Raw genomic sequence first — 12684 nt, forward strand, 5'->3', positions numbered from 1 at the left:
TTGGGGGGGGTCTCCCACCCCGCGGCGGGGGCCGATCCCCACCTGTGCTCCACCCCCCCCCACCACCCGCGGCGGCCGCGCTTGGCCCCGCCCCGCCCCCGCCGTTGTTCGTGAACTCAGCCGCGGATGCGCCTCGACCAGCGGCGCCTGAACGACTCCGGCTGGGGTTCGGCAGGCGCCCCGGCCTGGGGCCTGCGCACCACCGGGGCGTAGACCGCCTTCGCGACCTCGAGCTTGGCACTTCGCAGCCGCGCGAGGGTGTCCGCCGAGTAGCCTCCGGCCGATGGGCGGTCCGGGATCTGGGTGAGGTCCTCCAGCACCGTCCAGTTCGAGCCGAGCGCAGCGAGCGAGCGGTGCTTCGTCGCGTAGTAGTCGGGGTTGATGGACACTGCCACGCCGGACGCGCCGGCTGCCGCGGCCAGCATGTGGACGTGGAAGCGGGTGGAAATCCACGTCTGGCGGGGGTTGGCCGGCAGGCCGTGCGCCCAGATGTGGGAAAACGGGTAGAACCGGGCGCCGGGGAGCTCGCGCTCGAGCAGGGCGAACACCTCGCGGTCGACGCGGGGCACCCCTTCCACGATCCCGACCCGCTCCGGCGGCACCTTCCACGAGCGCAGCATCGACAGCACCGCGCCGGCCAGCTTGCCGATACCGACCTCGACGAGGTCGGACTGGAGGCAGAGCATGACCTCCGGCTGGTCCTCGGCCGTCTCGTAGCGGTGCGGGCCGATGCCCAGGAACGCGTCGTCGATGCCGGGCTGCACGTCGACCAGGGCCGCCGATGCTTCGTCACGGACCTCGACGACGTCGAAGTGGTCCAGCAGGCTCACCAGCAGAGGGGCGACGTCGTCGCAGGCCGGCACGAGACCGTGGCCGGTCATCGCGGCCCGGCCCCCCGAGCGCTCCACCGCCGCCGCGGTCCCGGAGAACAGGCCGATCTGCTTGGGCCACAGCTTGTTGATGTAGCCGCCGCCGACGACGTGCACCACGTCGGCGGTCGCGAGCAGCTCGATCCCGCCGTGCAGGCGAGGCATCATGCCGGGGTTGTGCACCGCTTCGCGCACCCAGGCGGCCGCCTGCCACGGGTCCTCCGACGGCGCTTCCCAGCACAACCGCCACAGCGTGTCGGTGAACTTGGCCCGGGGGTGGATGCCGTCCAGCAGGACCGCCGCCGGACCCGGCGAATGCGTGTCCACCCAGACGTCGGCGTCGGGAGCCATCGTGGCCAGCTCGCGCAACCAGCTCGCCGCGATGAGCTCATCCCCGTAGTTGGGGTGCCCCACCGGAGCCACCACGTAGTAAAGAGCACGTTGGTCCGGCTTCGTCGACGAAGCCGAACTGGGGGCGACCACCATGCGCGGAATCGTACGGCGTGACGCACTGTAACCCAGGCCACCTTGGCACTAACCGCGAGCGCTGGTTGCGGGCGGGGCGGCCCGGCCGGTGCCGGGCCCATCGGTACCCTCGTCCACGTGCATGCCACCAGCACGGTTCAGGCCGCGAACTCCTCAGTAGCGACACCGGCGCCGCCGGTGTCGGACAGCAAGACGTTCTCGCGGGCCTTCGCCGACATCAAGGCCGGTTTCCGCGCCCGCGAGCTGTGGGGTCACCTCGGCTGGCAGGACATCAAGCAGCGCTATCGGCGCTCGGTGATCGGGCCCTTCTGGATCACCATCAGCCAGGCCGTCATCGCGCTCGGGCTCGGGCTGCTGTACTCGCAGCTGTTCAACTCGCCGATCCAGGTGTTCCTGCCCTACCTGTCCACCGGGTTCATCCTGTGGGGCTTCATCAGCGGCTGCCTGGCCGAGGGCATGGAGACGTTCATCGCGAACGAGGGGCTCATCAAGCAGCTCCCGGCGCCGCTGAGCGTGTACATGCTGCGCACGGTGTGGCGCCAGACGCTGCTGCTGGCCCACAACCTGATCGTCTACGTCGTCGTCCTGGTCATCTTCTTCAGCGCGCTCGACAACCCGTACTCGCTGGGTTCGAAGGACGGGCTGTGCCACGACGGCCTCTTCTGCCACCCGGGCCTCAGCTGGAACATCCTGCTGGCCATCCCCGGCTTCGTGCTGCTCGCGCTCAACGCGGGCTGGGTGACGCTGCTGCTGGGCATCATCTCGACCCGCTTCCGCGACATCCCGCAGGTGATCAACTCGCTGATCCAGCTGCTGTTCTACGGCACGCCGATCGTCTGGCCGGTCGACCAGCTGATGAACGGCGGGACGCGCGAAGGCATCTCCTGGGTGCTGCCGATCATCCAGGCGAACCCGCTGTACCACTTCATGCAGGTGGTCCGGGCACCGCTGATCGGCCAGTCGTTCACGCCGGGAAACTGGATCGTGGTCGGCTGCATCACCGTCGTCGGCTGGGCGCTCGCGCTCGTCGCGATGCGCAATTACCGTGCCCGCGTCTCCTACTGGGTGTGACACATGGTCAGCATTGACGTCCAGAACGCCTACGTCGACTTCCCGATCTTCGACGCGAAGACCCGGTCGATGAAGAAGAAGGTCCTCGGCAAGGTCGGCGGCAAGATCGGCACCGACACCAAGGTCCCGATCATCGAAGCCCTGCACGACGTGACCCTGAATCTCCGCGAGGGCGACCGGGTCGGCCTGGTCGGGCACAACGGCGCGGGCAAGTCCACGCTGCTGCGGCTGCTCGCCGGGATCTACGAGCCGACCCGCGGGTCCTCGCGGATCCACGGCAAGATCGCGCCGGTCTTCGACCTCGGCGTCGGCATGGACCCGGAGATCTCCGGCCAGGAGAACATCATCATCCGCGGCCTGTTCCTCGGCATGACCGCCAAGGAGATGGAGAAGCGGGTCGACGACATCGCGGAGTTCACCGAGCTCGGCGACTACCTGCAGATGCCGCTGCGGACGTACTCGACGGGTATGCGCGTGCGGCTGGCGCTGGGCGTCGTCACCTCGATCGACCCCGAGATCCTCATCCTCGACGAGGGCATCGGCGCGGTCGACGCGGCGTTCCTCAACAAGGCGCGCGACCGGCTCAAGGACCTCGTCAAGCGCTCCGGCATCCTCGTGTTCGCCAGCCACTCCGACGAGTTCCTGTTCGAGCTGTGCGACTCCGCCCTGTGGATGGACGAAGGCCACGTGAAGCAACGCGGCTCGCTGCGGGACGTCCTCACGTCGTACAAGGGGCGTGACCCCTTCGAGAACATGAGCCAGGAGACCCTGGACCGCTTCGGCATCGAGCCGGTGGCGACGACGAACGGCGGGGAATGATGGCGAGCGAGACCCGGCAGCTGCCCGACGGCGCGGTCGTCGGCGTGGTCGTCACGCGGCACCGGCGCGAGCTGCTCGCGGACTCGCTCAAGGTCATCGCGACCCAGACCCGGCCGGTCGACCACCTGGTCGTCGTGGACAACGGACCGGACGACTCCGCGCGCGAGGTCGTCGAGAACTACCCGCTGCCGTACACGTACCTGCCGTCGCACCGGAACCTCGGTGGCGCCGGCGGGTTCGCACTGGGCATGCTGCACGCGCTGTCGCTGGGCGCGGACTGGATCTGGCTGGCCGACGACGACGGCCGCCCGGCCGACGAGAACGTCCTCGCGATCCTGCTGGAGGAAGCGGAAAAGCGGAACCTGGCGGAGATTTCGCCGGTGGTGTCGAACATCGAGGCGCCGGACCAGCTGGCGTTCCCGCTGCGCCGCGGCCTGACGTGGAAGCGGTCGCAGTCCGAGCTGGGCACGGACTTCCTGCCGGGCATCGCGTCCCTGATGAACGGCGCGTTGTTCCGCGCGTCCACTTTGGACGTCGTCGGCGTGCCGGACCTGCGCCTGTTCTTCCGCGGCGACGAGGTCGAGCTGCACCGGCGGCTGGCCCGCTCGGGGCTGCCGTTCGGCACGTCGCTGAAGACGAAGTACCTGCACCCGGACGGCTCGGACGAGTTCAAGCCGATGCTGGGCGGCAAGTTCCACGCGCAGGACCCGGAGAACGAGGTCAAGCGGTACTACACGTACCGCAACCGCGGATACCTGCTGTCGCAGCCGGGCATGCGGAAGATCGGCGCGCTGGAGATCGTCCGGTTCGGGCTGTACTTCGTGGGCGTGAAGCGGGACCCGAAGGCGTTCCTGCAGTGGCTGAAGCTGGTGCGGCAGGGCCGCGCCGAGAAGTTCTACCGATACTGAGAAGGGGCCCCCGGCGGGGGCCCCTTCTTCGTGCTATTCGCCGATGACCGGCGGCGCGGTGCGCATGTCGGTGCCGAAGACCTCGTCGGGGTCACCCTCGACAAGGTAGGTCGGCCGCGAGTGTTCGGTGTCCTCGTCGCCTTCGCCCTTCTGGCCGCGGCCGAGACCACCGCCGGGGCTCATGCCGCCACGACCGGCCGCACCGGCCCCGAGACCACCCATACCGCGGCCGGCGGCCGCTTCGGCCGCACCGATCCCGCCCGGCCGGGCCGCCCCGGACGCGGCGCCCGCGCCGGTCGCGTTGCCTGCCGCGCCGGAGCCGCCGGGGCCGAACCCGCCGCCGCGGCCACCGCCCCCGCCACCGACCTTGGAGTTGTAGGCCTCGTCGCCGCCGAAGTTCATCCCGCCCATCGGCATCGGGCTCATCGGCGGCATCCCGGTGAACTGCTGGTTCGAGTTCTGCGACGACGCGACCGGGACCGAGCTGGGCGTGAAGCCGGACGGCGTGGTGGTGCCGGCCGGGACGAACCCGGACCCGGTGGTCGACCCGGGGCCGGAGACGGTGTGCCCGGCCGGCCCGCCGAGCGACCCGGGGGTGTTGCCGGACACGAAGCCCTGGGCCGTACCGCCCGGTGTGTTGACCGAGTGCGAGCCCGGCGTGTTCACGCTGGAGGGGTTGTTGATGCCGTTCTTCTCGCCGGTGCCATCGGTGCCATCGCTGCCCCCACCGGTGCTGAAACTGGGCGGCGGCGCGAAGGCGGGCTGCTTGGAGGCGGCCTCGTAGAGGTTCTTGTCGTAGGTCGCCATGACACTGGCGGCCTCGTCGTGCGCGGCCTGGCTGTCCTTCTGCTTCTGGATCGACTTGTCGACGTTGTCGGGCAGGTTGAAGGGGTTCGAGGTGGCCCAGCCCTTGAACTCTTCGGTCCAGCTGAAGGGGATGGGGGCAGGCATGGAGTTCTTCGCCGTGGAGGCGGCCTGGCCCTGGTCGTAGATGGTTTCCGAGGCCAGCTTGGCGTTTTGGGAGTTGGCGTCGGACCACTTGCTGAGGCTGGTGAAGTACTGCTGCGCGTTCTCGGCCGCGGAACCTTCCCAAGTGCCCTTGGAGGCGTTGACCGCGGTGGTCATCGACTGCGAAAACTTGTCGAAGACCTGGTGGACCTGGTGGTAGGCGGTCGAGACCTCGGACACCTGGTCGACATCGAGGTTGCTCTGGAGAAAAGCCTGGAGCTGGGTGTGGTCGGTGCCCTTGTAGTCCGCGTTGGGCGCGTGCAACCCCGAGACGTACTCGACATCACGGCCCTGGGTGGCGTCCTTGACGTTCTTGTCGCCCATCTGCTGGGCTTGGTTCTTCGCCCTGGTCTGGGCCATCCACTGCTGGATCGGACCGAACAGCCAGCTGCTGGGGTCGACGCCCTCTTCGGCCTTCTGCTGCAGGTAAGCGTCCCGCTCGGCCGGCGCCATTTCCTGGACCTGCTGGGGCGTCTTGTCCTCGGTCTTCGGGCGCGGGCCCTGTTGCGTCGTCATCTGGGTCCCCTCATCCCTTCGGCAACCGTGGTTCGACAGCGGTCTTCGCGACTGCCTCGGCGACCTGGCACGCCTCGTCGGACGACGCGACGGCCGTCACTTCCACGTCGACCCTGGAGGAATCACCGACGGCCAGCGCCAAGGTGCACCCGGGAGCGACGCCATCGGGCGATTCCTTCGCTTTCCGGCCGTTGATCTCCGTGTCGGACACTCCGCGACCGGTGTCCCTGACCTGGTCGATCGAGGCGTTGTCGCGGACGTTCGCGCCGACGACCATGCTCTTGTCGCTCGCCGAGGCGATCTGCTTCTGGTAGCTGCACGACCGGGCACTGCCGATCTTGCCGTTTTCCGGCGGATCGAACTGGCCGTAGCTGCTCAGATCACTCATTTCGAGGAGCGAGCAGGGATCGGTGATCGACTGGGTGCCCCCGCCGCCGGACGACGTGCTGTCCGGCGGCTTCGACTCGCCGGCCGACGACGACTGCGCGGGTGATGCCGTTCCCCCCTTGGTGGTGGTGCACCCGGCCAGCAGTGCCCCGCCGATGAGGAGCGGGAGGACGATGCGAGTGAGGGATTTGTTCATTACCTCAGGCCTGTTTGGTCTTGAGCGCGGAGAAGGCATCGTCTTCGGTCCCGGTGTAGAGCCCGGCTGCCCTGGCCAGGGCTTGGTCGGCCTGCGTGGCCACTTCTCGCAGCTGGTTCAGCACAGCTCGCGCCGACCCAGTGGCTTCGGTGGCGCTCTTCTGGTCGTGCGAAGCGACGGTTTGCCCGTACGGGTGGCTCCCGAGCTGGGGCGCCTGATCCAGCGCATAGACCTTGTGCCCGAGACCGTCGAGGTCCTTGACCAGCGCGGTCAACGCGTCGCGGAGCGGCTTCACACCCTCCGGCGTGATCTTGAAGCCACCGCTCGCGGCCGCGGCGACCAGCTTGTCGGTCTGCGCCTTGGCGGCCTGCACCGCGGCGCCCATGGCACCGGAGGACAACGGGTTGAGGAGGTCCGCGAGGTAGGCACTGCCCCCGCCGTCAGCTATCTGCATCGCTGTTCCACCCCGAATCGCTTCGCCCATACCTACGCACCCGGGAGTCTACTAGCGGGACACCCAGCGCAACGGCCGTTCACCGATCTTCACTTCCGACGCACGCCGCGCCCGTACGGTTCCCCGGTGCTCAGAACTGCCCTTCGAGCTGGGCGTACAGCTGCTGGGCCAGCCGGGCGTTGTCCGCCGGAGCGTAGGTTATCCAGCGCTGGCCGTCCGCTGCCGCTCGTGATGACATCAGCCAGCGGCCGTTCGGGGTGTCGAACCAGGCCAGTGGGGGGAACGTGGCGCTGCGGGTCTGGGCGGTGAACTGGCCCACGCGCTTCTTCGGCTCCTGGAACACGCGCTCGATCATGCGGACCTGCGGGCCGCCGCCACCGCTGTGCGACCGCGGGGCGCTCACGCCCGCGAACGGGTCGTACGCCTCGTCGCGGCGCTGGTGGCGGGGCTGCTGGACCGGCCGGGAGATCGTCACCGACTGGCCCGGCGCCGCCGGCGTCAGCGGGAGCAGGTCGACGATCGCCGGGACGATGCCCGTCGGGCGGACCTCCTCGAAGACGATCAGGTTCTCCTCCTGGCGGGCGAGGACCGCGAACTGGCCGTCGGTCGCCACGCGCGCGAACAGGTGGCGGTCGCCCAGCTCGGCCGCCGCGTTGATCGTCACGCTGCCGCGGACGAACGTCGCCAGCGCCAGCTCGGCGTCCGCGTCCAGGCGCCCCCGGCTCCACAGGCCGCGGCCGGTCAGGTCGCGGACGACGGCGTCGCGGATCATCGCGCGCTGCTCGATCGTCGTGCCGACGTGCGGGACCTCGAACGGCGTCGGCGCGCGGCCGAGCCCGAGCTGTTCCAGCAGGATGTCCACCGCCGCCAGCGACAGCGAGAACGAGTGCGGCATTCGCTTCCAACCCCCCGCGGATGAGTCCGGCTTCCCGGGAAAACCGTAGCTCCGCCCTCAGCGAACCCGCTTGCCGGGGCAAGATCGCCGCTGGTCCGATGGACGCATGGCCGACACGAAACCCGCCCTCGTCCTGCACCTCGCCACCGGCGGCGAACCGCTGCTGTTCGCGCTGACCACCGAAGAATCCGGGAAGCTGGCCGGCAGGCTCGCCCAGCTCGTCAAGGCGGGCGCCGTCGAATCGGTGACCACCAAGGACGACTCGGTGGTCGCGGTCAACTTCGCGCACGTCGCCGCCGCCTACATCGACGACCTCAACCGGAAGAGCAAGGTCTTCGGCCTGCACGCGTGAACGGCGAAGGCCGCCTCACGACGTGCGTGAGACGGCCTTCGCCACGGAACGCTCAGAGCTTGTACAGGCGCTTCCAGTTCTCCCGCGAGGTGAGCTCCGGCATGGCCCGCTTGTACTGCTCCTGCACCGCCGCGCCTTCCTTGCGCAGCCGCTGGATGACCCGCGCGCCCTGCTTGGCCAGCGCGAACATCTTCACCCGGTCGTAGGAGCGGACGCGGACGCCCTCCTGGCTCGCGTCGGTGACGACGGCCGTGTCGAACAGCGCGATGTGCCACCAGTTGGCCTCGTCGATCGGCACCGCGCCGAGCCCGAAGCGGCTGCGGCCGAGCACCCGGTCGAGCACCCGCTTGATCAGCACCAGGCGCTGCATGCTGGGCCGCGGCGCGCTGTTGATGATGCCGATGTCGTTGGACGCGATGCCCGGGACGTCGGTCGCCTTGTGGCGCTTGGTCTCCGGGTAGTCGTCGCGGATCCGGCGGATCTCCTTCATCGCCTCGACCCCACCGTCACGCAGGACTTCCGGGCCCTTGAGGAAGTCCTCGACGGCCTTGATCAGCGTCGCCGACAGGCCGTACTGCATGCCGAGCAGGTAGCGCACCAGCTGCGCGATCAGCACCCGCGAAAGCAGGTTCAGGTTGAACGGCGAGTGCAGCGCGGCGGTGATGATCGAGTTGCGCAGGTTGAAGTACCGGTGCCACTCGTCCCAGTCCTTCATGTGGAAGTCCGCGTGCCACACGCCCGCACCCGGCAGGGTGACGGTCGGGAAGCCGTGCGCGCGGGCCCGGTAGGAGTACTCGGCGTCGTCCCACTGGAAGAAGAACGGCAGCGGGTAGCCGGTGGCCTGGACCACCTCGTAGGGGATCAGGCACGACCACCAGCCGTTGTAGCCGGCGTCGAGGCGGCGCTCCTGGCGGTTCGGCTTCAGCGTCTCCTCGTCCACGCCGAGCAGGTCGGCGGTGGACAGCGAGTGCTCGACCGGCTGGCCGGGCTCGAGCGTGTTGAGCCGCGCGTACTCGGCGCCGACGTGCAGCTGGTTCGGGTGGAACAGGTTGAGCATCTGGCCTCCGACGATGATCGGGTTGGCGGCGCGGTTGGAGAACGCCGTCATCCGGATCACCAGGTCCGGCTCGAGCAGCACGTCGTCGTCCATGAACAGGACGTTCGCGTGCTCGGTCGCGGTGTGCCCGGCCACCTCGAACAGGCCGCGGGTGAAGCCGCCGGCGCCGCCGAGGTTCGGCTGCTTGATGTAGTGCAGCTTGTCGCCGAGGTCCTTGGCGACCTGCTCGAAGCCGTCGCGGGACTCGACGAGGTCGGTGCCCTGGTCGGCGACGTAGATGGCGTCCAGGGTCTCCAGCGAGGAGACGTCCGCGGCGAGGGCCTGCAGGTTCTTCAGGCAGTCGTCGGCGCGGTTCATCGTGCAGATGGTCACCGCGGTCGGGCGGATCTTCTCCGGGGCCTCGACCGTCCAGCGGACCTGCTCGACGCGCAGCGTCTGGCCGCCCTCGGTCTCGAGGTCGAGCCAGAGCGCGCCGCCGTCGTAGAACTTGTCCAGCTTGCCGGTCAGCGACACCTTCGCCTGCTTGGCGTCCTTGACCTGCTCGGCGGCCACCACGCGGGGCTCGCCCTCGACGTCGGAGGCGCCCATGGACAGCAGGCCGGTGCCGGTGACGACCGCCTCGACCGAGACCTCGGTCACCGTCGTCCAGCGCTGCCAGTAGCTGGCCGGGAACCGGCCGAAGTACGTGTTGCCGGACACCTTGGAGGCGGGCTCGAGCGTGATCGACGCACGGTCCCGCACGGCCGCGCCCCACTCGAGCTCGGCGTACAGGTCCTTGCTGACGATCGGCGCCGGGCCGGCGTAGAGCCCGCGCTGCGCCGTCAGGCGGCCCTGCGGAGTGTGCTCGGTGAACCGCGTCTCGGCGGCCGCGCCGGTGGTCGGCGCCGGGGTGGCTGTCTTACCGGGCATGGTTCCTCAGTTCTCCTTGGTCGACGGCTCGCGGAAAACGACCCACTTCAGCATCACGAAATTGATCACGGTGGCGGTGGCCTGCGACACCGCCCAGCACAGTGTGTGCTGCCACGCGGACTCCGGCAGCACCTGCAGCGCCAGCTGGTTCACCCCGACCGCGACGAAGAACGTCACGGTGTAGAGCAGGACGAACGAGCCGATCTGCGCCTTCCCGTCGCGGCGCCCGCCGGCGAAGGTGAACTTCCGGTTGAGGAAGAACGCCGTGGTCGTGCCCACGATGAAAGAGATAGCGCGGGCGATGTCGACCCACGGTGAGGTGGCCATCCCCGCCACCTGCGTCAACAGCGTGTAGGTGCCCAGGTCGACGAGGGCGCAGAAGCCCCCGATCAGGGCAAAGCGGATGAGCTGGCCCAGCAGTCCCGGGGAGGACTGCGCAGCCGCTACGTCGGCTTGCGGATCGGTCGCCACCACTGCATTACCTCGATACCTGTGTCACGGTCACCCGCGCGGGCGCTTGTGCCTTGATGCGCAAAGTGTAGAGATGAGCACTTCAGGGTCACGTCTCGGGCGGTCAACGGCGTGGCTACCCTGGTCGGGTGACCCACGTACCCAACACACAGCGTCGCACGCTCATGGGCTGGGCGCGGACCGCACCGACCACGGCCGACGTGCTGACCACCGCCGACGTCGAGGAGATCGCGCGCGCCGTCGCCCACGCGGGTGCACGCGGCGTGATCGCGCGCGGCCTCGGCCGGTCCTACGGTGACCCGGCGCAGAACGCCGGCGGCCTGGTCGTCGACATGACGGCGCTGAACCGGATCCACTCGATCGACCCGGACAGCGCGCTCGTCGACGTCGACGCCGGGGTCAGCCTCGACCAGCTGATGCGCGAGGCGCTGCCGTACGGCCTGTGGGTCCCGGTGCTGCCGGGCACGCGCCAGGTGACGATCGGCGGCGCGATCGCCAACGACATCCACGGCAAGAACCACCACAGCGCGGGCAGCTTCGGCAACCACGTCGTGTCGATGGACCTGATCACCGCCGACGGGCAGATCCGCACGCTGACGCCGGAGGGCCCGGACGCCGAGCTGTTCTGGGCGACCGTGGCCGGCATCGGCCTGACCGGCATCATCGTCCGGGCGAAGATCCGGATGACGAAGACGGAGACCGCGTACTTCCTCGCGGACAACGAGCGCACGAACAACCTGGACGAGACCCTCGAGCTGGTCAGCAACGGCTCCGACGACAACTACACGTACTCGTCGGCGTGGTTCGACACGATCTCCACCGGCGCGAAGCTGGGCCGTGCCGCCTTCGGCCGCGGCTCGCTCGCGAAGCTGGACGAACTGCCGCCGAAGCTGCGCGCGAACCCGCTGAAGTTCGACGCCCCGCAGCTGGCGACGCTCCCGGACGTCTTCCCGAACGGCCTGGCCAACAAGTTGACGTTCGGCGCCATCGGCGAGCTGTACTACCGCAAGACGCCGAAGGCGGCCCGCGGCGTGATCCAGAACCTGACGGCCTTCTACCACCCGCTCGACATGTTCGGCGAGTGGAACCGGGCGTACGGCTCGAAGGGCTTCCTGCAGTACCAGTTCTCGACGCCGCTCAACGCGCACGAGCCGCTGCGGAACATCGTGAAGAAGATCGCCGAGTCGGGGCACGTGTCCTTCCTGAACGTCTTCAAGCGGATGGGCGAGGGCAACGCGGCGCCGCTGTCGTTCCCGCACCCGGGCTGGATGGTCTGCGTCGACTTCCCGATCAAGAACGGCCTGAGCCGGTTCTGCCAGGAGCTCGACGAAGACGTCCTGGAACTGGGCGGCCGGCTGTACACGGCGAAGGACTCGCGCACCTCGCCCGAGACGTTCGCGAAGATGTACCCGCGCCTCGAAGAGTGGCGCAAGGTGCGCGCTTCCATCGACCCCGAAGGCGTTTTCGCCTCTGACATGAGCCGGAGGCTCGAACTGTGATCGACGCGGTGGGCAACCCCCAGTCCCTGCTCCTGCTCGGCGGCACGTCCGACATCGCGCTGGCGATCGCCGAGAAGTACCTGGCCGAGAAGCCGCTGCGGGTCGTGCTCGCGGCCCGGCCGTCGCCCCGCCTGGAGGCGGCGGCCCAGCGCCTGAAGGACCGCGGCGCCGAGGTGTCCACAGTGGACTTCGAGGCGGCGGACACGGCATCGCACCCGGCTGTGCTGACCAAGGCGTTCGAGGGTGGCGACATCGACGTGGCGGTGGTGGCGTTCGGCCTGCTCGGCGACCCGGAAGAGGTCTGGCAGGACCACGCGAAGGCGGTGGAACTGGCCACGGTGAACTACACGGCGGCGGTGTCGGTCGGGGTCGCGTTGTCGGAGAAGCTCAAGGAGCAGGGTCACGGCACGGTGATCGCGCTGTCGTCGGTGGCGGGCGAGCGCGTCCGCCGGTCGAACTTCGTGTACGGCTCGACGAAGGCCGGCTTCGACGGGTTCTACCTGGGTCTCGGTGAGGCGCTGGCGCCGTTCGGGGTGAAGGTGACGGTCGTGCGGCCGGGGCACGTGAAGACGAAGATGACCGAGGGGCTCAAGGACGCCCCGCTGGCGCAGACGGCTCCGCAGGTGGCGGAGATCGCGGTGGGGGCGGCTCGGGCTGGTAAGGAGCTGGTTTGGGCGCCGGCGCAGTTCCGGCTGGTGATGTCGGCGCTGCGGCATGTTCCGCGGCCGATCTTCCGGAAGCTGCCGATCTGAGTTGAGGGCATCCACGCCGGTGGATGCCCTCAACT

General features: G+C 69.1%; 13 protein-coding genes. 6 read left to right on the forward strand and 7 right to left on the reverse strand.

The window, feature by feature from the left end; all coding sequences use genetic code 11:
* Positions 1-116 precede the first annotated feature (116 nt).
* Positions 117-1355, reverse strand: coding sequence for a polysaccharide pyruvyl transferase family protein (locus ABZX11_RS00005; protein WP_354908390.1), 1239 nt, complete (start codon positions 1353-1355; stop codon positions 117-119).
* A 117-nt stretch (positions 1356-1472) separates the two neighbouring features.
* Between ABZX11_RS00005 and ABZX11_RS00010 the strand changes: the two genes are divergently transcribed.
* Genes ABZX11_RS00010 through ABZX11_RS00020 form a run of 3 tightly spaced genes read left to right on the forward strand, consistent with a single transcriptional unit; the run spans position 1473 to position 4153 of the window.
* Entirely contained in the window at positions 1473-2426 is a 954-nt protein-coding gene (locus tag ABZX11_RS00010) for an ABC transporter permease (protein WP_176173644.1), read from the forward strand.
* Between the two features lie 3 nt (positions 2427-2429).
* On the forward strand, positions 2430-3245 hold the full coding sequence (locus tag ABZX11_RS00015) for an ABC transporter ATP-binding protein (protein ID WP_176173645.1): 816 nt from the start codon (positions 2430-2432) through the stop codon (positions 3243-3245).
* Positions 3245-4153 carry a glycosyltransferase family 2 protein gene (locus tag ABZX11_RS00020; RefSeq protein WP_354908393.1) on the forward strand — a complete coding sequence of 303 codons (909 nt, stop codon included), beginning with the start codon at positions 3245-3247 and terminating at the stop codon, positions 4151-4153. Before ABZX11_RS00015 ends, ABZX11_RS00020 begins: the two co-directional genes overlap by 1 nt.
* A 33-nt stretch (positions 4154-4186) precedes the next feature.
* Here ABZX11_RS00020 and ABZX11_RS00025 read toward each other — a convergent pair whose 3' ends face one another.
* From ABZX11_RS00025 to ABZX11_RS00040, 4 genes are all read right to left on the reverse strand, one after another.
* Positions 4187-5677, reverse strand: a complete 1491-nt coding sequence (locus ABZX11_RS00025) for a hypothetical protein (RefSeq protein WP_354908396.1) — start codon at positions 5675-5677, stop codon at positions 4187-4189.
* Between the two features lie 10 nt (positions 5678-5687).
* Positions 5688-6260, reverse strand: a complete 573-nt coding sequence (locus tag ABZX11_RS00030; protein WP_354908398.1) for a DUF3558 domain-containing protein — start codon at positions 6258-6260, stop codon at positions 5688-5690.
* Between the two features lie 4 nt (positions 6261-6264).
* On the reverse strand, positions 6265-6714 hold the full coding sequence (locus ABZX11_RS00035) for a hypothetical protein (RefSeq protein ID WP_354908400.1): 450 nt from the start codon (positions 6712-6714) through the stop codon (positions 6265-6267).
* 130 nt (positions 6715-6844) lie between these two features.
* A complete protein-coding gene (locus tag ABZX11_RS00040; RefSeq protein WP_354908402.1) occupies positions 6845-7609 on the reverse strand; it encodes an ESX secretion-associated protein EspG in 765 nt (254 codons plus the stop codon).
* A gap of 106 nt (positions 7610-7715) precedes the next feature.
* Here ABZX11_RS00040 and ABZX11_RS00045 point away from each other — a divergent pair, with 106 nt between their 5' ends.
* The gene (locus ABZX11_RS00045; protein WP_310968146.1) at positions 7716-7961 is read left to right on the forward strand and encodes a hypothetical protein; all 246 of its coding nucleotides are present in this window, start codon (positions 7716-7718) and stop codon (positions 7959-7961) included.
* 52 nt (positions 7962-8013) lie between these two features.
* On the opposite strand, the gene ABZX11_RS00050 is transcribed toward ABZX11_RS00045, so the two are convergent.
* Positions 8014-9927 carry a glycosyltransferase gene (locus ABZX11_RS00050; RefSeq protein ID WP_176173651.1) on the reverse strand — a complete coding sequence of 638 codons (1914 nt, stop codon included), beginning with the start codon at positions 9925-9927 and terminating at the stop codon, positions 8014-8016.
* 6 nt (positions 9928-9933) lie between these two features.
* Positions 9934-10401: a GtrA family protein gene (locus tag ABZX11_RS00055; protein WP_354853241.1), complete on the reverse strand. Its 468-nt coding sequence runs from the start codon at positions 10399-10401 to the stop codon at positions 9934-9936.
* A gap of 161 nt (positions 10402-10562) precedes the next feature.
* Between ABZX11_RS00055 and ABZX11_RS00060 the strand changes: the two genes are divergently transcribed.
* A complete protein-coding gene (locus tag ABZX11_RS00060) occupies positions 10563-11897 on the forward strand; it encodes an FAD-binding oxidoreductase (protein ID WP_354909173.1) in 1335 nt (444 codons plus the stop codon).
* Positions 11894-12649: a decaprenylphospho-beta-D-erythro-pentofuranosid-2-ulose 2-reductase gene (locus tag ABZX11_RS00065; RefSeq protein WP_354908405.1), complete on the forward strand. Its 756-nt coding sequence runs from the start codon at positions 11894-11896 to the stop codon at positions 12647-12649. Before ABZX11_RS00060 ends, ABZX11_RS00065 begins: the two co-directional genes overlap by 4 nt.
* Positions 12650-12684 lie beyond the last annotated feature (35 nt).

The sequence above is a fragment of the Amycolatopsis sp. NPDC004169 genome (assembly GCF_040610315.1).
Classification (GTDB): Bacteria; Actinomycetota; Actinomycetes; order Mycobacteriales; family Pseudonocardiaceae; genus Amycolatopsis.

Excerpts from the sequence above, each read along its gene's own strand:
- ABZX11_RS00005 (WP_354908390.1), bottom strand. The coding sequence starts at position 1,355 with ATGGTGGTCGCCCCCAGTTCGGCTTCGTCGACGAAGCCGGACCAACGT.
- ABZX11_RS00025 (WP_354908396.1), bottom strand. The coding sequence starts at position 5,677 with ATGACGACGCAACAGGGCCCGCGCCCGAAGACCGAGGACAAGACGCCC.
- ABZX11_RS00035 (WP_354908400.1), bottom strand. The coding sequence starts at position 6,714 with ATGCAGATAGCTGACGGCGGGGGCAGTGCCTACCTCGCGGACCTCCTC.
- ABZX11_RS00020 (WP_354908393.1), top strand. The coding sequence starts at position 3,245 with ATGGCGAGCGAGACCCGGCAGCTGCCCGACGGCGCGGTCGTCGGCGTG.
- ABZX11_RS00030 (WP_354908398.1), bottom strand. The coding sequence starts at position 6,260 with ATGAACAAATCCCTCACTCGCATCGTCCTCCCGCTCCTCATCGGCGGG.
- ABZX11_RS00060 (WP_354909173.1), top strand. The coding sequence starts at position 10,563 with ATGGGCTGGGCGCGGACCGCACCGACCACGGCCGACGTGCTGACCACC.
- ABZX11_RS00040 (WP_354908402.1), bottom strand. The coding sequence starts at position 7,609 with ATGCCGCACTCGTTCTCGCTGTCGCTGGCGGCGGTGGACATCCTGCTG.
- ABZX11_RS00050 (WP_176173651.1), bottom strand. The coding sequence starts at position 9,927 with ATGCCCGGTAAGACAGCCACCCCGGCGCCGACCACCGGCGCGGCCGCC.
- ABZX11_RS00015 (WP_176173645.1), top strand. The coding sequence starts at position 2,430 with ATGGTCAGCATTGACGTCCAGAACGCCTACGTCGACTTCCCGATCTTC.
- ABZX11_RS00045 (WP_310968146.1), top strand. The coding sequence starts at position 7,716 with ATGGCCGACACGAAACCCGCCCTCGTCCTGCACCTCGCCACCGGCGGC.